This is a genomic window from Nostoc sp. CmiVER01, assembly GCF_034531135.2.
Taxonomy (GTDB): Bacteria; Cyanobacteriota; Cyanobacteriia; order Cyanobacteriales; family Nostocaceae; genus Nostoc.
In genome coordinates, this window is record NZ_JAVRBU020000005.1 from 293,973 (window position 1) to 314,752 (window position 20,780).

15 protein-coding genes and 1 pseudogene are annotated in these 20,780 nt (G+C 40.4%); 7 read left to right on the top strand and 9 right to left on the bottom strand.

All coding sequences use genetic code 11. The features are described 5' to 3' along the window. Positions 1–193: 193 nt before the first annotated feature. The 9 genes and pseudogenes from RMZ43_RS10200 to RMZ43_RS10240 all read right to left on the bottom strand — a co-directional run bounded on the left by RMZ43_RS10200 (position 194) and on the right by RMZ43_RS10240 (position 14,843). Positions 194–1,495: an efflux RND transporter periplasmic adaptor subunit gene (locus RMZ43_RS10200; RefSeq protein WP_322649678.1), complete on the bottom strand. Its 1,302-nt coding sequence runs from the start codon at positions 1,493–1,495 to the stop codon at positions 194–196. A 148-nt stretch (positions 1,496–1,643) separates the two neighbouring features. After that, positions 1,644–1,808: a hypothetical protein gene (locus RMZ43_RS10205; RefSeq protein ID WP_322649677.1), complete on the bottom strand. Its 165-nt coding sequence runs from the start codon at positions 1,806–1,808 to the stop codon at positions 1,644–1,646. 144 nt (positions 1,809–1,952) lie between these two features. Beyond that, positions 1,953–7,817: a trifunctional serine/threonine-protein kinase/ATP-binding protein/sensor histidine kinase gene (locus tag RMZ43_RS10210; RefSeq protein WP_322653143.1), complete on the bottom strand. Its 5,865-nt coding sequence runs from the start codon at positions 7,815–7,817 to the stop codon at positions 1,953–1,955. Positions 7,818–8,047: 230 nt separating this feature from the next. After that, positions 8,048–10,096: a glycoside hydrolase family 10 protein gene (locus RMZ43_RS10215; protein WP_322653144.1), complete on the bottom strand. Its 2,049-nt coding sequence runs from the start codon at positions 10,094–10,096 to the stop codon at positions 8,048–8,050. A gap of 244 nt (positions 10,097–10,340) precedes the next feature. Next, positions 10,341–10,913, bottom strand: coding sequence for an HdeD family acid-resistance protein (locus RMZ43_RS10220; protein WP_322653145.1), 573 nt, complete (start codon positions 10,911–10,913; stop codon positions 10,341–10,343). A 167-nt stretch (positions 10,914–11,080) separates the two neighbouring features. After that, positions 11,081–11,632 (bottom strand): alpha/beta hydrolase, encoded by a 552-nt coding sequence (locus tag RMZ43_RS10225; RefSeq protein WP_322649673.1) that lies wholly within the window; start codon positions 11,630–11,632, stop codon positions 11,081–11,083. Between the two features lie 183 nt (positions 11,633–11,815). Then, positions 11,816–12,007 (bottom strand): bromodomain-containing protein, encoded by a 192-nt coding sequence (locus tag RMZ43_RS10230; protein ID WP_322649672.1) that lies wholly within the window; start codon positions 12,005–12,007, stop codon positions 11,816–11,818. A gap of 227 nt (positions 12,008–12,234) precedes the next feature. Then, a pseudogene (locus RMZ43_RS10235) lies at positions 12,235–12,996 on the bottom strand (DUF4335 domain-containing protein); the annotation flags it as partial. A 1,520-nt stretch (positions 12,997–14,516) separates the two neighbouring features. Beyond that, on the bottom strand, positions 14,517–14,843 hold the full coding sequence (locus RMZ43_RS10240; protein ID WP_322653146.1) for a hypothetical protein: 327 nt from the start codon (positions 14,841–14,843) through the stop codon (positions 14,517–14,519). 626 nt (positions 14,844–15,469) lie between these two features. On the opposite strand from RMZ43_RS10240, the gene RMZ43_RS10245 reads away from it, so the two are divergent. The 7 genes from RMZ43_RS10245 to RMZ43_RS10275 all read left to right on the top strand — a co-directional run bounded on the left by RMZ43_RS10245 (position 15,470) and on the right by RMZ43_RS10275 (position 20,211). Next, a complete protein-coding gene (locus tag RMZ43_RS10245; RefSeq protein ID WP_322653147.1) occupies positions 15,470–15,931 on the top strand; it encodes a pyridoxamine 5'-phosphate oxidase family protein in 462 nt (153 codons plus the stop codon). A 68-nt stretch (positions 15,932–15,999) separates the two neighbouring features. After that, positions 16,000–17,163: an aldo/keto reductase gene (locus RMZ43_RS10250; protein WP_322653148.1), complete on the top strand. Its 1,164-nt coding sequence runs from the start codon at positions 16,000–16,002 to the stop codon at positions 17,161–17,163. 300 nt (positions 17,164–17,463) lie between these two features. Continuing rightward, positions 17,464–17,667, top strand: coding sequence for a ChaB family protein (locus RMZ43_RS10255; protein WP_322653149.1), 204 nt, complete (start codon positions 17,464–17,466; stop codon positions 17,665–17,667). 260 nt (positions 17,668–17,927) lie between these two features. Beyond that, positions 17,928–18,461 carry a hypothetical protein gene (locus RMZ43_RS10260; RefSeq protein ID WP_322649667.1) on the top strand — a complete coding sequence of 178 codons (534 nt, stop codon included), beginning with the start codon at positions 17,928–17,930 and terminating at the stop codon, positions 18,459–18,461. Between the two features lie 271 nt (positions 18,462–18,732). Then, positions 18,733–18,903 (top strand): hypothetical protein, encoded by a 171-nt coding sequence (locus RMZ43_RS10265; RefSeq protein WP_322653150.1) that lies wholly within the window; start codon positions 18,733–18,735, stop codon positions 18,901–18,903. Between the two features lie 260 nt (positions 18,904–19,163). Next, a complete protein-coding gene (locus tag RMZ43_RS10270) occupies positions 19,164–19,514 on the top strand; it encodes a hypothetical protein (protein WP_322653151.1) in 351 nt (116 codons plus the stop codon). A 460-nt stretch (positions 19,515–19,974) separates the two neighbouring features. Beyond that, complete coding sequence (locus tag RMZ43_RS10275; RefSeq protein WP_322653152.1) at positions 19,975–20,211, top strand: hypothetical protein; 237 nt, start codon at positions 19,975–19,977, stop codon at positions 20,209–20,211. Positions 20,212–20,780: the final 569 nt, after the last annotated feature.

Consider the following 20,780-nt stretch of genomic DNA (forward strand, 5'->3'; position numbering starts at 1 on the left):
TAGCATGGATAATTTACAGCGTAATTACTATTGACAAAACGAGTTATATCTTAAACTTTCATAGACCTATAGGGGCTACTCTACAAGTTCTCTAACGGAGTACCCACAGGGTAAGAGCGATCGCTATAGTTAACGCTCTTGGGTGGGGATTGGTAAAAGACAAGATTGAGGACTTCTCCCCCACTCCCCTTAATTAAGTTTCTGGAACGATCGCAACACCATCCCTGAGATTGAGCAAACCTGAAATAATAACTTTATCTTCTGGCTGTAAACCTTCAATAACTTGGTAATTATTATCTTTGATTTCGCCTAGCTTCACTCGCCTTTGCCGAGCTACTTGTTGAGATACACCTTGGGGGGATGTTTCTGTTTCAACTACATAAACAAAAGTGTCTCCACCTACACGAGTCATTGCTGTTGTGGGGATTAAAATTCCGGGGCGCTGATTCCAAAACACTCTAGCCCTTACCAATTGATCTGCATGTAACTGACCATTAGGGTTATCAAAAAGGGCTTTTATCAGTATTCCTTGGGTTTCATTGCTAGCAGTAGGTGCAATGAAAAATACCCTACTTCTACCAAGTTTTTGACCTTGTGTATTCATAACCTCTACTGGCATTCCCTTACGCAATTGAGGCCCTTGCTGTAATGGCACAGAGATGTTGACTTCTAAAGGTCGATTTTGCGCTATATTAACTAATTGTGTAGAAGTATTAACTAAATCACCTACTTTCACAGCGATTTTGCCAACTGTGCCACTAAAGGGGGCGGTAATTTTATCGGATTGGATGTTCCCTTGTTGTGGAATATTTACATTAGCTTGCTGCAAAGTTCTTTCAGCCTGTAATATGTTGGCTCGTTGTGCTTGAATTCTAGAATCAATTGCATCAAGATTAGTTTTAGCATTGGCGAGGCGATCGGCAAACTGATTGCGAGTTTGTCGAGACACGGCTCCTTCCTGGGCTAGGGCGACAAACTTTTCGTAATTTTGCTGGTAAAATTGCACATTTGCAACGTAGGATGGTCGTTGTGCTTCCAGAGATTTGAGTGTAGCGCGGGCATTCTCCAGTTGCACTAAAAATCCTTGAGCCACAGCATTGCTTCCACTTACACCTGCTTGTGATGTAGAATCTACTTGCAGAATTGTCGCTCCTTGGGCGACTGGATCTCCCGATTTGACAAATATCTGAGTAACTTGACCCTGAATCTTTGGCTGGAGTATGACTGAGCGCTGGGATTTTAAGCTAGCAATAAAATCTGAGCTTTCCTCAATAATGCCACTTTGTACTGTCGATATTTTGACTCTTACCCCTTGAGGTTGAGCATTAGTAGTTGAAGGTGCTGAATTTTGCGGACGCCAAACTAGAGCTGCTCCGCCCCCTAACAATAGTAATGCAGCTAAAACCCAAAGCCACCGCCGTTTTCCAGAAGGTGGCTCAAATGAGGTTTGTGGAGCTTTTTCTCCAAAATCAGTTTGAGGCTCAGGGGATGTCATGGCTTATGAGGAACTTAAGGAACAATTTAACTAGAATTCAATCAATATTTCATCTGTTGATATAGAAATTACTGATTTGGCATGAGGTGTTGTGGCAAATTATGTGTTACCCCATCCAAATATACAGTTTTAATCATTCCCTCTAAATCTACCCAAAGGTGAATCCCTCATTTTCTATCCAGTTATCATGAGCAGGGTTTGGTGATGATGGCATACCCATCCCACAGCGATCGCTACAACAGTGGTAGGGTAGTGGCGAGGTAGGTGGTTTTAAATGAAATGTCCACCTTCCTGAAACTTCAGAGACATTCATCTATATCGCCATGATTCGTATTATGGTCAGACGATTGGCATAATTTTTGACTGGTTTCGCCTTTTAAAACATACTTTAATAATAAAATACAGTCACAGATATTTGCCAAAATCCTATTAATTAATTGTGTTAATTGTGTTATATCTACTCAGTAATGGGAATATAAATTACAAATTCTGTCCCTTCTCCTAAAACAGAATTAACTTCAATTTTGCCCAAATGTACTTCTTCCACAATTTGCCGCGCGATCGCTAGTCCTAATCCTGTGCCTTTACCTACTCCTTTTGTAGTAAATAAATGGTCAAATATGCGTGCTTTGACATCTTCACTTATTCCTGTACCATTATCAGCAATTGATATTTTTAAATGATGATTTTCAATGACAGTTCTTACTATAATTTTGTGAGGATTTAGTTTTAGATACTCAAAACTTCTGCCTATACTTGACTCATTTAAAGCATCAATTGCATTAGCTAGAATATTCATAAATACCTGATTTAACTGCCCAGGAAAGCACTTAACTGGCTGCAAATTATCATACTCGGTTACAACTGTAATTTCTGGACGTTGCTCACTCGCTTTAAGGCGATGTTTGAGAATTAAAATTGTACTATCAATGCCTTCATTGATGTTAAATGACACTTTATAATCTTTATCGGCACGGGAGAAAGTTCTTAAACTGGTGCTAATATTTTTTAATCGATCAGAAGCTATGACCATTGCGTCGATAATTTTTGGTAGGTCTTCTAAGCTATAGTCTAAGTCAATTTCTTCAGCATGATTGAGAATTTCTTCTTCAGGATTTGGTAGAGCTTTTTGATATAGTTTTAGGTGTTCAGTGATATCAGTAAAGGTAGGTTTAGCTTGTATAAGGCTAGCCGAAATAAAGCCGAGGGGATTGTTCATTTCATGAGCTACCCCAGCAACTAAGTTACCTAGTGCAGACATTTTTTCCTGTTGTATCATTTGTAGTTGAGCTTGTTGTAGTTCTTGAAGAGCATTTTCTAGTTCTTGAGATTTTTGCTCAATGGCAGCTTCAGCAAGTTTGCGTTCACGAAGTGCAGCTTGCTGTTCGCTAATATCAATTAGAATTCCATCCCATACCATTTCACCATCCTCGCCGCGTTCTGGCTGAGAAGCAGCTTTTACCCACTTGATATTTCCATTGGGTGTAACAATGCGCCACTCATGCTGAAATGGGGTAAGATTTTGTGCTGACTCAACAACTGCGCGAAAGGCCTCTGCTCCATCGTCGGGATGTTCAAAATCACGCAGGCTACATTTCCCTGACAGGAAATCTTCTGCTGGGACTTCGTAAAGAGTTTGACATCCAGAACTGACGTAGGGTACTGAAGCTGAACCATCGGCTTTAATTCGGATCTGATAAATCATTCCAGGAATATTATCTGCTAGTTTCTGAAAGCGGGCTTCACTAAGCCGTAATTTTTCTAAAGATTGTTCTAACTGTTGAGCATAAATTTGTGAATATTGATAAAGACGTGCATTTTCTAGAGAAATGGCCGCTTGGGTACAAAGAAAGTTGAGAATGAGGATGCGATCGCTTGTAAACACACTACTAGTGGAGCGATTCTTTAAATACAAAATCCCAATTAAGTGTCCTTGATTAAGAATTGGCAAGCACAACAAACTTTTTGGTTGTCGTTGACTTAAATACTCATCAATTACAGGTAAATTAGTTTTGAGTTCGTTAATCACCACAATTTCTTCGGTGTTTTTGACGTACTGTATCAACTTAATTGGTAAGTCGGGGTTGCCCTCTAAAGGTTCGGCACAAAGTTCTGTAGTTTCGGGTGTAGCAATGGCTCTTACCAACCATTTTCCTTGAGTATTAGGTAGGATTAAGGCACAGCGATCGCCCCCAGAATGTTGCAGAATAATCTGTGTTAATTTGTGCAGTAGTTCATCCAATTGAATCGTGCCGGAAATAGCTTGGGAGGCTTTGAGGATAGCAGCAAAATCAAAAGTACTGATGTCGGTGCTAGAAGAACGACCCAAATTAGTGGAATTATGAACCGAAATCTGACGACTAACGCTGCTCGATATTGTTTCCAGCATATGCAGTGATTGTACTCTCTGCTGGAGAATAACGCGCAGTAAATCGGGATAGCGGTTTTCCAAATCCTCGGTTTTGGCTTTTGCGCCCCAACGAGCGTAACAGTAGTATGCCTCTTGCATATAACCTGCCGCTACTTTCTGTTTGCCCCAACTTAGATAAAATTTAGCGGCCAGTTCATTGCTGAGTGCTTCATCTTGCAGATAACCATGTGTTTTGGCTTGGGCAATAGCTAAATCGTAATGTTCCATCGCTTCAGTAAATTGATCAAGCACTCGATAGCGTTCTGCTGCTACAAGTTGCCAACGATGTTGATGATTGAATGGAGCATAAGTAGCCCAAGTTTGTAGTTTTTTTTGATGGGCATTGATTCGCTCTAAAATGGCTGATTGTTCTTGGGCATTAACATCGGTGTAGCGTGCTAGATGAATTAAAGCATCATAAAAAACTCTGACAGCTACGACGAAGTAGCCAGTTACAGCATTACTATACTGTTCTGCTAAGGCTGCTTGTTGTGAGGCTGCTTGGTATTCTCCGAACAAATAACACAGAACAGCTTGATTGAGATGAAGATAAAATAACCCCGTGCGATTGCTAGCAGCTTGTAAGCTGGGCAAGATTTGGGCGGCACTGAAGACTTTGCCCTCTAAACAATAGGGAATTTCCGCTTGTCCTAATAAATTGAGAATCGCTTGCTGGTAACACTCTTGATATTTTAACGTTGCTTCTTGTTTGCCTTGGCTGATGACTTGCCGATAAGTCTCCATTTCTTCAGCCAAATCATTTAATTCTCGACCACTCCAATAGCTACACTGACTATATGACACTAAGTTCAACGCCATGCATACCGAATCTCCGGTTTCTAAGCCACTCTGATAAGCGTCTAACAAAGATGGGATACTGTGATTTAATGGTTCTTTCCAATGTCGAATAAAGCTGTTGACAATAAAGTAAGCTCTACTTTTAAAAGCGTTAATCTGGTGTTGTTCTAGTAACTTTAATGAAAGCTGTCCAAACTCATACCCAGCATCAATATCTCCAATCAAACCACAAAGAGTCACTCCGTAGTCTGCATAAGAAAAAATAGCAATAGATGAATTGCCAAACTGGATAGCCATCTCCACTTGCTTAGATGTGAGTAATGGTAACAGTGTGGGTTTACCGATGTACGCAGAGGACACTAGTGTAGTCATTATTTGCATGGCTGCCAGTTGATGCGGATCGCTCATTGCAGGCAAATCCAACAAACTTAGGGGTGCGCGCCCCATCCATAGTTGCCTTGTCTGTTGAGTTGCTGCGCTAATATCAGCCATAGTTGGCTGTTCGGGAAATTCTACATCGAGTAACTTCAACACTTGCAACCCAGTCTCAACTACTTTAGCAAATTGACCTTGAGACCGGAATGCCGTCATTCGGGTTTCATAGACTTTGATAGTATCAAGCAAAGAAGTGGCAGATTGTAACACAACGTTACCCCATCCTGCCAGCTTGTCAAAGTCTGTATTTAGGCAGGCAGCTTCTAAACGTTCATTATGCAGATTCAGGGTTAATTTGTAATGTTCCATCCAGGCATCGAAGGGCAGTAAGTCAATACCTTGGGTGCAATATTTGACAGCAAGATTATAGGCGATCGCTGCTTTGGCTTTGCGCCCCGCCAGCAAATTCAGTTGTGCTAACTCCAATTTTTTATCAGGCTCAGTTATCAAATCAATGCCTATATTGAAGTGATTGACAATTTCAAAGATATATGTATCTAGTTGAGTTGCAGGCGTGTTAGCGTGCAATAATTGACCGATCGCCAAATGAGTAGCTTGTTTTTGGTCTTCGGGAATTAAACAATAAGCAGCTTGTTGGACGCGATCGTGCAGAAAGCGATAAGCAACATTTTTGATATTGTTAGTATTAACTTCTTGCTCATGGCTGAGATAAAACTTATAAACTTGACTTTGCGGTAAAATCAATCCTTCCTGTAAAGCCTTCCACAAAGTATCTGCCACCTGCTGTAGCGACTGTTGTGAAACAATTCCCAAAGTCGTTAAATCAAAAGAGTTACCAATACAAGCAGCTAACTTCAGGACATTTTGCGTTTGCTGGGGTAATTTTTGTAACTGAGTAGCCATAAATTCTACCACATCATCAGTCACAGATAGCGCATTGACCTGAGCAAAATCGCATTCCCAATAACCTTGTTGGTGATTAAATTTAATTTGTTTATCTTCGTATAAAGCCTTGAGAAACTGCGTGATAAAAAAGGGATTGCCTTTAGTTTTGCGATTGATTAATTCTGTTAGAGGCAGCGATATCTGTGTCGTACAATGTAAAGTATTAGCCACTAACTGATTGGTATCACTCAAGTCAAGGGGGGCAAGAGTAATAGTATTAACAATCTTACCAGCTTTCTTGAGTTCCTTCACCTTCAACATAAATGGATGTGTAGCTGACACCTCATTATCTCGATAAGCACCTAACAAAAGCAGATGTTTTTGATTTTCCGTCAGCAGTTTAATTAACTGTAGCGAAGCCAAATCTGCCCACTGTAAATCGTCTAGAAACATTACCAGTGGATGTTCCCTTGTTGTGAAGATAGCAATAAACTTTTGAAAGAGTAAATTAAACCGATTTTGTACCGCTGTTCCCGCTAGTTCTGGTGCAGGCGGTTGTTTACCAATTACCTGTTCTAATTCTGGAATTAATTCAATCAAAACTTGCCCATTGTCTCCAACAACTTGAAGAATTTGATTGCGCCACTGTATCAATTGTGCGTCTGATTCTGACAACAATTGCGCTATTAAGTCACGGAAAGCTTGCACAAAGGCGGATAAGGGAACATTACGATTGAATTGGTCAAACTTACCTTTGATAAAATAACCCTGCTGACGGGTAATTGGTTTATGGACTTCATTCACTACAGCAGTTTTCCCAATCCCGGAAAATCCGGCTACTAGCATGATTTCTGATGTGCCGTGAGTCACACGCTCAAATGCTTGTAATAAGCTAGCTACTTCTGTTTCTCTGCCATATAATTTTTCCGGGATCAGGAAGCGATCGCAGACATCCCACTGACCGATTTCAAAATCTCTAATTTTTCCTGTATCTTGGAGTTGGGCTAAACAAAGTTCTAAATCATGCTTTAATCCCAAGGCACTTTGATATCTATCTTCGGCGTTTTTCGCCATTAACTTCATGACAATATCCCATAAGACTTTTGGTATTTCTTTGCTTCTGACTTCTAGCTGCGATGGCATTCTCGCCAGATGACAATGCACCAATTCCATCGGGTCATCACAATTAAATGGTAACTTTCCAGTTAATATTTCATAGAATGTTACACCCAGAGAATAATAATCGCTGCGGTAGTCGATACCACGGTTCATTCTGCCTGTTTGTTCTGGGGAAATATAGGCGAGAGTTCCTTCTAAAACATTTGGACTTTTAATTTCTTGGGTTTCTTTAGGTAGTAATGAAGCAATACTAAAGTCAATGATTTTAATTTTTTTTGTTTGAGGATTAATCAGAATATTTGCTGGTTTAATATCTTTATGAATAATGCAACTTTCGTGTAAATCGTAGATAATGTGGACTAGGTGAATAGCAATATTTAAAACTTCTACTAAGGATATATTCGAGTTTTTAATGTATTCTTTTAAAGAAATTTCTCCGGTATCTGCCATTACCAAAATATAGCCATTGCCATAGGTTTCTAGCGATAAGGGATGAATAATTCCAGCAATATTGAGATTTTTACTGATTGTATACTGATGGCGAAATTGTAGTAATTCGTTAAAACTGGGATACTCTAAGGTCAGAAGTTTAATAACAACTGGAAGTTGGTCTGATAGACGGATAGCTCGATATACGTTGGTTCTGGAGCCAGCGTACAGTTGAGAGTTAATTTGATATCCCGGAATGATGGGGATAGAATTTATAGTCACCATCTATACACACCTTATAACAGAATTCGGTTTTCCTTGCTGACATTAGTATTCCCATTAACTTGATGTTAGATAACCTATCGAGAGGAATTGATGGCTGTTCTAGTCGCGGCAATATATGGACTAACCAATAGTATAAAAAGCGCCCATGAGCAAATTTCTACCTCTGCAATAAAGACTAAGCTGAGGTAGAAGCACTTTCAATTGCAGATTCAACGAAATCCGGGTTTGGTTCAACTCACTGTAATAACTGTTCCCGCACTCTCATTTGCCAATCTATCCACTGCACATACGGCATAGGTTCCCGCTAGTTGGACGGTAGCGAAGGTTGTGCCAGCAGACAAAATTCGTTGAATTGCCCAAGTATCGCCAGTTTGTCGATAAAGTGTCCAAGAACGAACGGGCTGATTGTCTCCAGGTTCCCAACTCAGTTTGCGGTTATTGACTTGTAGTTGAATAGGCGGAGGCGGCGGTGTTGTATCCTGCCAAGACAAAGTAGGCGGTAACGCAGGTTTGTTATAAAGCAGACTTTGGAATTTATCAGCAATGCCCTGACTATTTTCTGTCAAAACACCGACATTAAAGAAGATATTCCCCAGTGATAAGTTTCCAGCTTGGCTACGACTAATTTTCACCTGCTTTTCAATTTCATCACTCTCCCGACTCTTGTTGCTTGGTTCCGTCAAATTGTTACCAGCATAAACGTGTCTTTGTTTTGTGTTTACCTCTGTCCACCACTTTAGCAACGCCGAATAACTTTGTTGTGGTTGGTCTGTGCGCCAGTAAAGTTGAGGCGCGATATAATCAATCCAACCTTCTGCTAACCATTTCTTCGAGTCAGCATACAGCACGTTGTAAGCATCCAACCCAGTGATACCAGTGGGTTGTCCGGGGCGATAAATGCCAAAAGGACTAATACCAAATTTAACGTCGGATTTAGTTGCTTTAATTCCCTGGTAGAGACGTTGTACCATTCTGTTAACATTGTCTCGTCGCCAGTCGCCAAGGCTGAGTGTCCCACCAGCTGCCTTATATGCAGCGTAGGTTTTATTATCGGGGAAAGGTTGCCCCTCGATGGGATATGGATAAAAATAATCATCTAAGTGAATGCCATCAACATCGTAGCGCTTCACTACATCGAGAATTACGTTATAAGCTCTATCCTGAACTATTTTCAGTCCTGGGTCCATCCAACGTTGAGTTTTCCACAAATAAACGCTTTCTGGATTGGTAGCAGCTATGTGGGGACGGACTGTTTTAGCTGGGTCGGTGGAAGTACTGGCACGGTAGGGGTTGAACCAAGCATGGAGTTCAATATTGCGCTTATGACATTCTGCGATCGCAAACGCTAAAGGATCATAAAATGGTTCTGGTGCTTTCCCCTGAGTTCCTGTAATCCAAGCACTCCAAGGCTCTAATTTAGATTCATATAAAGCGTCTCCCTCCGGTCGCACCTGAAAGATGAGGGCATTGAAGTTTAGGGCTTGTAATTTACTAATAATCTCGCTAAGTTCAGCTTTTTGTTGGGCAACAGAAAGTCCTGCCTTGGAAGGCCAATTACTATTCCACACACATGCTACCCACGCTCCCCGAAATTCCCGGCTATGACTTACCCTAACGCTACCGATAGGTGTAGGTGTAGGTATTGGTGTGGGTATTGGTGTTGGCGCTGGCGGCTGCACTAGGTAACTAGAGGCAATTTTTTCTGCCTGACCTAAATACACTAAAGCTTGATAAATAATCACTGCCACATCTGCACGGGTGGCTGCAAGATTAGGATTGAGTAATTTGATATTTGGGAAACTAACAACCAATCCTGCGCTGGTGGCAATAGCTACCTGATTTCTACCATACTCAGGAATCTGAACAGAATCTTGATAAATTTGTGGGAGTTGTGAGAGGAGGTCAGGTTTTACTTTGGTGGCAATTTCTAAGCCTCCTACCAAAGAAACTAAAACTTCTACCCTAGTAATTCGGTTAGCTGAACGGAAAGTTTTATCAGGAAACCCGCTAAGAAATGCTTTTTCGTAAGCTGCTTGAATGGCGGCGGTGGCCCAATAATTACTGGGTACATCAACAAAGGGGACATACTGGCGTTTCTTTGAAACTGTCCCAAATGCCTTGGCGATAATAGCGGCAAATTCAGCGCGGGTAACAGAGTTATCGGGGCGATAAGTGCCGTTAGGCAACCCATTGACAATACCACGTTGGGCTAAGGCTGTAATAAATAAACGTGCCCAATGGTTTTGAATATCCGAGAAGGGAGTAGCAATAGATACCATTGTTGAAAAGCAGCTAGCTGGCCTGGATTTTGATTTCCTTAGCTAATTTAGCAATATCAGAGCGATCGCTGCTGCAATGTCTTATAAACTTGGGCATGGGGCATGGGAAAGAGGACTTGGGGACTCTTGAGAATTGGGGACAAGGGGAAAGACTTGTTGGAAGCTCTAAACTTTTGTCACCTTGTCCCCTTATCCCCTCTGCTCCGCTAGCTCTCCTGCTCCCTCATTCCCCATTCCTCATCTACTAAGTAGGATTTGCAGCTTCATTAGTAGAATTCAAGGTAGAACGCGCATTCAATGACAGCATTACGCGAGAAACGCCAGTGAAAATAATGCTAACACCAACTAATGTGCCAAGAAGCCAGGGCGCATTAAATGGCCACTGGAACCAAATCATTGCGCCTAAGACCAGCGTAATAATCCCATCACCTAGTATCCACGTCCAGTTCTCTTGGGGACGTAACTTAAATGCCAGAATTAACTCGAATGTACCTTCAGCCAATAAAAAGCTGCCAAGCAATAGAGTTAGTGTGAGAATACCTGTAGAAGGATAAACAAACAGCATTATGCCGGTTGCAATATAGAGTCCGCTCAATAAAAGTTTCCAAATAAAACCTCCTTGATGGCGGGTTTGAGTGGCATAAACTAATTTTGTAAATCCGGCGAAAATCAAAATTACCGCAATCCAAGTCTCAGCAAATAAGGTCGATAGACTAGGCGCCGCGATCGCAATAACCCCTAAAATACTCAGAATAACACCACTTATAAGTGACCCATTAACATTCTTCTTAATATCTCTAGAAACATCGGCTGTCATACAAATCTGTTTCCTATTCTTAGACTAAACTCTACATTTAGGTTAGGGAATTTCTAGGTAACAAGGTATGAACCCTAAGATAGACTCATCAGTATTAACTTCATTGCGATCGCTACTAAAATTCACGACTATTGAGACACTAAGCCAATCATTTGATGATGTAACCCTCATAAAAGTTCTGCAAGATTGCTTAGGCGTTCATAAACAGCGATGAGACGATCTCCTTCAAGTTCAACAGAAGTATCTGGATAATTTTGAATGGCTCCAAGTAGTGTAACTTCTCCATTTTGTTGAATAGATGTACTTAAAGCACTTCGCAGTGCCTCCTGGTTTAGTTGTCCTGCGGGAGGGTGAACTACTTCACCAATTTGGCTAACTAAAACTGGCCCTGCCCAGCTAGAGAGTAAGTTATTTAAAAACGTAGTATCGGCTTTTATTGGGGTTTTAAGTGCTTTACGAGCTACTGTGGGATCTTGCTGCGCCGCCTGTAAATAAGCCCTTAACGTCGGGGTAGTCTTGCCAGTTTCTGTAAACTGAGTTAATTCTTGAACAGATATTTGCCCCTGAAAAGTACCATACTTCAAAACAACTTGCTCGGCAGCATTAGCATTAGCACTTGAGAGGAGAACAATAGCACCTAATCCTAAAGCTACTGTTTGAGTAAGTAACTTAGTGAATTTTTTACTGTTTAATCGGTTTAAAAGTTGATAAATCTGCATTTTGTCTAACTTGATAATGGTGGGAAGTGTACATAGGCATAAAATGCCTAAGCGTTATATTATTTCACGAAATTCCTGCTACAGATAGATGTTAGGGACGTACAGTTATACGTCCCTACAGGCAATTTCTTCGTTGGAAAGATTTTTGGAAATGGTGTTATTAAGCCTTTTCCTTAAGCGAAGCTAATGAGGTAGTATTGACTTATCTTCGTCTAAGGTTGGTGCAGGTATACCTAAATGCTTCCTTGCAGATTCTTCAGCTAGCTTTCGGTCTTGTTCGTTCTCGAACTGACTCTCATCTAACAAATGAGGATCTTTTGCCGCTTCATCTCGGCTTGGTTTATAGCCATTTTTCCACTTGTACTTCAAGTCCATAATTTGAAAAGCAGATATACTGCGATTTGATTACCTTGTTGTTCATAGTAGGCGCTTAATCGAACATGATACTCCTGCTATAGGTTGAAGAGACTCATTCAGAGGGTACAAATTTAACAGAATTTTTGAGTGAGAATACTCTATTGAGCAGGACTTGATAGATACCACGCTGAGAAAAATCGAGTGGCGATCGCTTAATAAATTAAATTATAGAGTAAAGTATCTTCTTATTGATATCCCTGCCAAGGCGTAACTTCCAGCGTGCTGCTAGGCTTAAATATCACTTGGAAGTGGGCGAGAGGTTTTTTATCGTTGGGAGCTGCTACATTGGAACCGTAGACAGCGTTGAACATTTTAGGAAGAGGTGTTTCGCGGAAATAGTCAAAGGCGACTTGATTAAGTGGTTCATAGTCAGCAATTACACCATCTTTGTTGACTGCTACCCGATATTTCAAATCTCGTGTAAAGGTAGGAGTGCCACTCCAGCTTTGGCGAACTGTGTTATAAAGCTTTTGGTTTAAACCTTTGACTATATTAGGGTCAGTAATTTTTGCACCTACTACCTCTGGCGTCCTAGCATATCCCCGCCAAGGGCTAACTTCAAGCAAACCTTTTGTATTAAATACTATTCGAAATTGGGCGATCGGTTCTTTAGAAATGGAAGGGCGGGTAGCTGCATTATAAACAAGTACGCTAGGCAGAGGAGTTTGACCTACTTCTATATTTGCCTCTTTATTGACCGCTTTATAACCAACGATCGCTCCATCCGCAGCTACACCCAGACGATAGATCAAATTTTCTTGCAATCCTGAGCGATTAGTCCAAGCTGGATGAATTTGGTTAAAAACTTGGCGATTTAATGCACGCAACTGAGATGGGTCAGTAATTTCTGGAACTGTATTTAAAAGTGCATCCAAATCTTTAACCGCAGGGGATGTAGTAGGTGTGGGAGTAGCTAATTTTGGGGATATATTAGGTGTGGGAATAGATGATTTTGCTACAGGAGCATTGGGCTTGGTTATTGTCGAATGATCCTGGCGAAAATAATTTATAATATATAATGTGGGAAATCCAACTAACCCAGATAAAACAATTGCCGCAATACCTATAAAGGACTTATTTTTGAAGTAGGTAGTTCCTGATACAGAAGTTACTGCTATGGGTTGTTGCTGTTCCAGCATCTGAGCATCTGACTTTTGAACTAGCTGCTGATTTAATTTATGGGATAACTCAAGTTTAGCTTGAAGTTGATCTGTCTCTCTTTGTCTAACAACTTTTTCTTTAATTCGTTCTACTTCTTCATCCCCAAGTTCCAAAACCTGCTGATATCGCTTTAATTCCTCACGAATCTCCTCACTAAACGGATACTCATGCTGAATCGTTTGAATTAGCGCTTGTTCATACTGTTGTAACTTTTGTAGATATGCTTCAATTTCAACAGTAATTCGAGCTTCAATCGGAGCAGTCTCTTCATTTTTGAGACCTAACGTTTGCTGTTTATGCCTGAGTTGATTACGCTCCATTGCACTCAAGGGATACTGCTGCTGTGTAGCTCTAGTAAATGCCTGTTCATACTGTTGTAACTTTTGTAGATATGCTTCAATTTCAACAGTAATTCGAGCTTCAATCGGAGCAGTCTCTTCATTTTTGAGACCTAACATTTGCTGCTCATTCCTGAGTTGATTACGCTGGGTTGCACTCAAGGGATATTGCTGCTGTGTTGCTTTTATAAATGCTTGTTCATACTGCTGTAATTTTTGGAGATAAGCTTCAACCTCAGCCGTAATTCTAGCTTCAATTGGAGCAATATCTTCATCTTTTAAATTTAAGTTTTGCTGTTCTTGTAGCAGTTCATAACGCTTTGCTTTACCAACAGGATACTGCTGTTGTGTTGCTGTAGTAAATACCTGTTCATACTGCTGCAACTTTTGCTGATATGCTTCTATCTCAGCAGTGACGCGACTTTCAAGTGAAGCTATATCTTTATCACTGAGTTCCCATACCCGTTGCATAATCTGCAACTGATCGCGAGCAGCTTGACTAAGAGGATATTCTCGTTGCATTGCCTCAGCTAATCCTTGTTCATAGTATTGCAGGTTTTGCTTATATGCTTCAATTCTTGCCTTAACTTGTGCCTCTATTGGCATTGTACCCTCATTCCTCAGCCCCAAAATTTGCTGAAGATTCTGTCGTAGCATATTGAGATCATCTTCACTGAGAGCTACTTGCTGCTGGAGTGCCTCACTAAAATCCCGCTCATATTGCTGTAACTTTTCTCGAAATTCCTGACGAACAACTGCTAACATCTCATCTTCAATTGCTGTTGCTTCCACCTTGGATAGTCCTAAGCGGCTTCTAAGCGCATCCAAAATCTTCCGACCCACAAAAGTAACTTCGCCACGCTTACTGTATCGCGCCACTTCTTTGCAATACTTTTGTTTAGGATCGCCTTGGGGAACTTTTGTAAGTCGAATCTTAAAGCCTTCTCTACTTGTGTAGATTTCAGGCCTTATCGTCGGCTGTATTTCTCTAACTTTTCGGCTGGCATACTCATGCAACTCGTCAATGGAGCAACGCCATCTTCATCTAAGTCTGCTGCGCCTGTTGTAATTCCCTCTATCAAATAACGGGTATAAATTGAGAGGTCTGACCCCTGTTGCTCAAAGGAATATTGAGTTGAACTAGATGATGTGAGAACAGCCCGTCCCTCACCGCCTAATTGCTCACGGATATTTATAGTACCGTCGTCCTTGGCTGATAAACCCTCAGCAAAAGCACCACTAAAGCAACTATCCAAAATGACAACTTGCCGCTTAGAACGACTGGTATTTGCCATTCTCAACCTTTAATTGTGGTTAATGCTTAAATTATTACAAGGATCTTATACAATCCAACTAGTAATAATTCCAGCCTAGATTGTCGTAAATACAAATTTTGCCAAGGTGCATAGCGGGCTATGAATAGAAAGAGTACTGCAAAGTAAAAATAGATACTATTCCTGACCACAGCTAGCAGCGATGTACCCTTCTCTACGGGATACAAGCTATATGCAACCGTGATTTTTAATCGTCACGTATATTTCCTGATTACTTTATCAAAAACGCTAATTGCTTTATAAAAAAGCCTGGGTGGGCGACGCGAGCACCCGTAGCTAAAGGCGGACAAGATATCCACTCCACAAAATTAGATAATTTCTTTGTTGGAATAAAATTTATGTCTAAAGAAATAAGCACACCATTCATATTTCTATGTCCAAAAGCTGTACATGTACATAATAATCACCATCAACCAATATCTCTATAGATATAACTAAAAAACACAATGTTAGGATAATTCCATCTGTAGGCTCACGCAATTTAAACAAAAAAGGTTAATACTAAAAAATAACTTTACCAGCATCAAACCTGATTGTAATCAAAAATTACAGTCAAGGAAAAGCAAATAGAGGAAAGAGTACAAACAATGGCAACTTCTACAGACCGCGAACAACAGATTCAAAAGCTGCACGAACTAATCAAAAATATTGATTATGGTATGTTTACCACAGTCGATGATGATGGCAGTTTGCATAGTTACCCTATGTCAAAAAGTGGTGAGATTAACTCTGAACCCACACTCTGGTTCTTTACTTATGCTGGTTCCCATAAGGTGACTGAGATTGAACACTATGAACAGGTAAATATTAGTTTTTCGTCACCCGAACAGCAGCGATACGTTTCTATCTCAGGTTCAGCCGAACTCGTAAAAGACCGCAACAAGATGCGAGAGCTATGGAAGCCGGAACTTCAAACTTGGTTTCCTAAAGGACTGGACGAACCCGATATTGCTTTGCTTAAGGTGAATATTAGCCAGGTTAATTATTGGGATAGTACCTCGAGTTTCAAACCACAAACAATTAGTTTTTTGATATCATCACGCCTGTAACTAATTCGTAATTCGTAATTCGTAATTCGTAATTAAGAATTCAATTACGAATTATTTACAAATATGTAATGGGTGAAATTAACACAAGTATTTTTAATTACGATAAACCAATGGTAAGAGAAGATAATGATGAAGGCGTCCAAAAGCATTTACCTTTAGAGGTAAAGCGGCGACATTTTTTAAAAGGAATAGGCTTTATCGGTGCAGGTGCAGGGGCAATATTTGCTGACCACATTCTCAATGCCAATCCCGAAGTAGAAGCGGCAGAGGTTCCAGCGTTATCTGCAACTCCAACGAATAGCACAAACACTGGTGAAATTCCTCTCCGTCCACTGGGAAAAACAGGGGTGAAAGTGTCGGCGATCGGTTTGGGAGGTGCAACTTTAGGGCAAGCAAAGAGTAAGGAAGAGGCGATTCGCATTGCTCACGAAGCTATTGACAATGGTATCACCTTCATAGATAACGCTTGGGAGTATAACAAGCATCGTAGTGAAGAGTGGATGGGAGAGGCGTTGCAAGGGCGACGAGACAAGGTTTTTTTGATGACGAAGGTTTGCACCCACGGACGCGATCGCAAAGTGGCAATGCAGCAACTTGAAGAATCTCTGCGTCGTCTCAAAACCGATCACCTCGACTTGTGGCAAATCCACGAAGTTGTTTACTACAACGATCCAGAAATGATTTTTCGTGCCAACGGGGCAATTGAAGCTCTGGCTCAGGCGAAAAAAGAAGGTAAAGTTAGGTTCGTTGGCTTTACGGGTCACAAAGACCCCGCTATTCATCTAAAAATGCTCTCTTATAACTACCCTTTTGATACAGTGCAAATGCCGCTTAATTGTTTTGATGCCAGCTTCCGCAGTTTTGAGAGGCAGGTGTTACCAGAACTCAACAAACGGGGAATTGCCGCTATTGCCATGAAAAGTCTCAGTGGAAATGGTGATGCAGTAAAAAAAGGTGTAGTCACTCCCCAAGAAGCTATCCGTTACGCCATGAGTTTACCGATCGCTACACTTGTCAGTGGTATTGATTCTGTAGAAGTACTGCGACAAAATTTAGCGATCGCGCGTGGTTTTCAACCGATGCACGCAAAAGAAATGCAAGCATTGCGCGATCGTTGCGTCCAATATGCTGCTGATGGGCGTTTTGAACTCTTCAAAACTTCTAAACAGTTTGATGCTGATGAAGGCAGAATCCAACATGGTTTTCCACCTCAGAGTCAAGTGCAGACATGAAGTGAGGCAGCAGAGAGCAGGGGGAAAATTCCTCTGGCTCTGCACCCTTTCGCCTATTTAATTAAGAGGTATATTATGTCTGATATATCGGATAATTAATTAGTACTTTGGCTTGTCTGGGCAAGTCAAAGCCAAAAACTTAAAAATTTTTGTCAAAAAGTGAGATTGAATTAAGACTTACGCATTAAGTATGAAATGTAAGGGTAATTTTAGGAATTGCTCCTACGGAAAATCAAAGCTTTCACTACCTTTTTTCGTAAATTCATAGAATTTATTCCATCAAGTAAGAAAACGAAATTTATGCCTTACCAACATATTGCAGACTTACCTGATTCAGTCAAAGAACATTTACCCAAGCACGCCCAAGAAATTTTTCGAGCTGCATTTAACAATGCTCAAGAAGAATATGGTGAAGAAGAAAGTGCCTTTCGTGTTGCTTGGAGCACTGTGAAACGCGATTACGAAAAAGGTAACGATGGACAATGGCACAAAAAGCCAGAATAGCTCATACCATTTTGCATTTTAGATTCGCAAATAATTATATCATATCCGCTTAAAGACTTATCATTAACACCGCAGGAGCAAGAGGAAAAAAGGGTTTTCCTATTTTTGCACAGATGTGGTAACTTTAACTAATTAGCGGGATATGATATTACTGATAATTGTTTTTAGACCTTCATCTGTCGAAATCATTTTCAAATTGATATCAGATTGTATTGAGCAGTTTTATTACTGCACAAAAAAACTTTATTAAGTGAGGTCTTATGAATTATCTTGTTGCAGTTTTACCAGATCGAATACAAGCAGAAGCCGCATATTCTGCTCTGGAAAAAGCAGGCTTGCCAACTTCACAAGTCAATATTTTGGGCGATGGTTATTTAAGCGCTGATGAATTTGGACTAATTGATCCCGACAAGCAAGCCCGTAAACAATCAAATCGGCTCTTGGGGGGGCTTGTAACCTTTGGATTTGTTGCAGGTTATGCCTTCAACCATTTCACAGAAGTTGAAATATTTCCCCAGTTTGCTCGATTTGGCAATGAATTTCTTGCTGGTATCTTAGGAGGTATAGGCGGTGTTTTGGGCGCTGGTTTAATCGGTCGAAGTGTCGGGTTAACAGCTAGCAGTGGCGATGCTTTACCTTATCGTAACCGTCTCAATGCAGGCAAATACTTAATTGCAGTTACCGGAAATGAGGATTTAATACGCGAAGCTACGCGTGTACTGGGTCAATTTGAACCAGAAAATATTCAAGGCTATACAGATTATTCACGAAAGAACAAACTTGTGAAGAATTAAGGGGTGGGAGCGTCAACTTTATAAAAAAGCTAATCTACATCGGGTTCAATGCCGAGCTATGTCTAACGACATATATAAAACTTCGATTTGGTTTTTGAAGTCCACGTAGTACCATGTCAAGCTTAAAATAGGGTGTTGCTGATTCCATGTATGAAAATGATTTTGCATAATACCAAAATCCTTGTAGAGACGTAGCAGTGCTACGTCTCTAAATCCACATTCATACTTTAATTCAGCAACGCCTAAAATAGTGCATTAGATGTAAATTGAGTTGAGCAACGCGAAACCCAACAAAGAGAAAGAAAATGTTGGGCTACCTACGGGTATTGCTACGTTCCTCAAACGTCACTTGCTACCCTGCCGGAACGCTAAAGGCGAACAAGCCGCCAGAGCTGCCCAACGCAGTGGCTCTCCAACCTACAATTTTTTTGCAACATTTTAGACTTGGCACGCCACTATAAAACTAATTAAGTTTTTTCAAAAATAATTTACTATTCTTATATACACCTCTTTAATATTCAATCAAACTATTAAAACAAATTAGCACTCAAGGCTTGTAAGTGCTAATTTCTGGCTAAGATTTAATGCTTCTAATATAGTAGATATAAACTCTACTTTTTCTAGATGCTTTAGTTACTTCTTAGACATTATGTTAAAAAACTAAAGTTTTACTGCAAGTAATTTAAAATTGGGAGTGCTAACATGAAATACACTTTTGATATTGTCGGAGTATCTCCACTTTTGCAGTTTTTTAATCAGCAACAGCAAAATGGACAAAAACCACCTAGCCAAGGCGTAGAATACTTGGGAATGCGTACCTGTACACTAGATACGTTTCTAGAATCAGTGGAATCAGTTCCAACAAAGCGAGATTGGAATCTGGATCAAGTGGTAGATACCGTGATTCAGTTTTGGTTGAATAACTCAGACAGCATTCGTTATTGGAAAGTACGTTTAACTGATGCAGGTAAAGATAATTTACTCGTCGCAAGATTGGCGGATATGAGCGCCTTACAAGCTGAATTTGAATCCCTACTAGATAAGGAGTGGTGAAGGAAGAAATAGGTAAAATTGCAAAAGAATTCAGAGGTGGAGTAACTCTTGCTTCGCCTTTAATCAGAATGCACGCTTTTTCCTGTTGTTTTCGTTTTCAAGTGCTTTGAGAACTTTGAGATATAAACTTTTTAATAGTATTTTTTAAGACATTTGCGTTAATTTTAACACTGATACAGATATTACTTACGTGTATGCATACAAATCATACAAATCCAATATTTATCCAACTTTCTGCTTGAGCATTGTTGTACCCTGGAAACAATTGCAAATTAAGGTTTTGTGATTCATTGCTATTTGAAAATTTCAACTTCAGTAGTCTAAAATATAGCGCTCAGTGTTGACAATTTTTTAATAATCGAATAACAAGGTGGCAGCAGCATTAAAAAAAAGCGTTAGTGCATTCCTACCTAGAAACTAATTAACGCCCTTCATTAAACTTCATACGGTTAACATAATTATGCCAGAAAATACGGATTACCAAGCTTCTAAATCAGACAATCAAGCTATTGCCTATAAAGAACGCCTCAATTCTTGGGCGATCGCTCGTCTACTTCCTAATACGCAACGGGAGATTGTTGCTCGCTTCCGCAGCCGTTCTGATGCCGAAGGCTATATGCGGCATCTCCCCCAGGAAAAATCAAATGCTTCTTACATGGTTGTTTTTGATTGTCAACGCCAAGAAGCTGTGATTTAAGGTATTAAGTATAGGCAATAAACCTATCTTGAAAGAGGGCAGTTTTCTGTAAGCTAGAACTGCCCTCTGCCTTCCTCGATAAAACTTAAAAATGTCTAGGCGTAGTCCATCAAAGACATCGCTTACAACTCCAGATTCAAATTCACGCTTCACTTAAAAATTCTGGATGTTGTCAACAAGCATATCAATCTTTGTATTTTACGTTTTCAAACCCAAGTTTCCGAGCGAGTAAGCCTTTATGCGTAGAATGTTAGTAAGCAAGTAATACCAATTTGAAAAAAGAATGGGACAAATAGACCATTTGTAGAGACGCGATGAATCGCGTCTTTACCCAAGGATGTGTTGCAATCATTAATTGAATTGGTATAATTTTAAGTTTGTTCGCATCAGTGGCACATTAGCGATCGCCACCACAAAGGGCGGGTACGCCATCGCGTCTCAGACAAAAGCCTAGTACCGCAAGCTAGAAGCGAAAAGGAGCCAGTGCGTTGCGCTAATTAAAAGCCTTCTAACCCTCCGGGGAAGCAAGCTATGCACAGCGTCTCCCTGTGGGAGAAGCAATTAGCTCT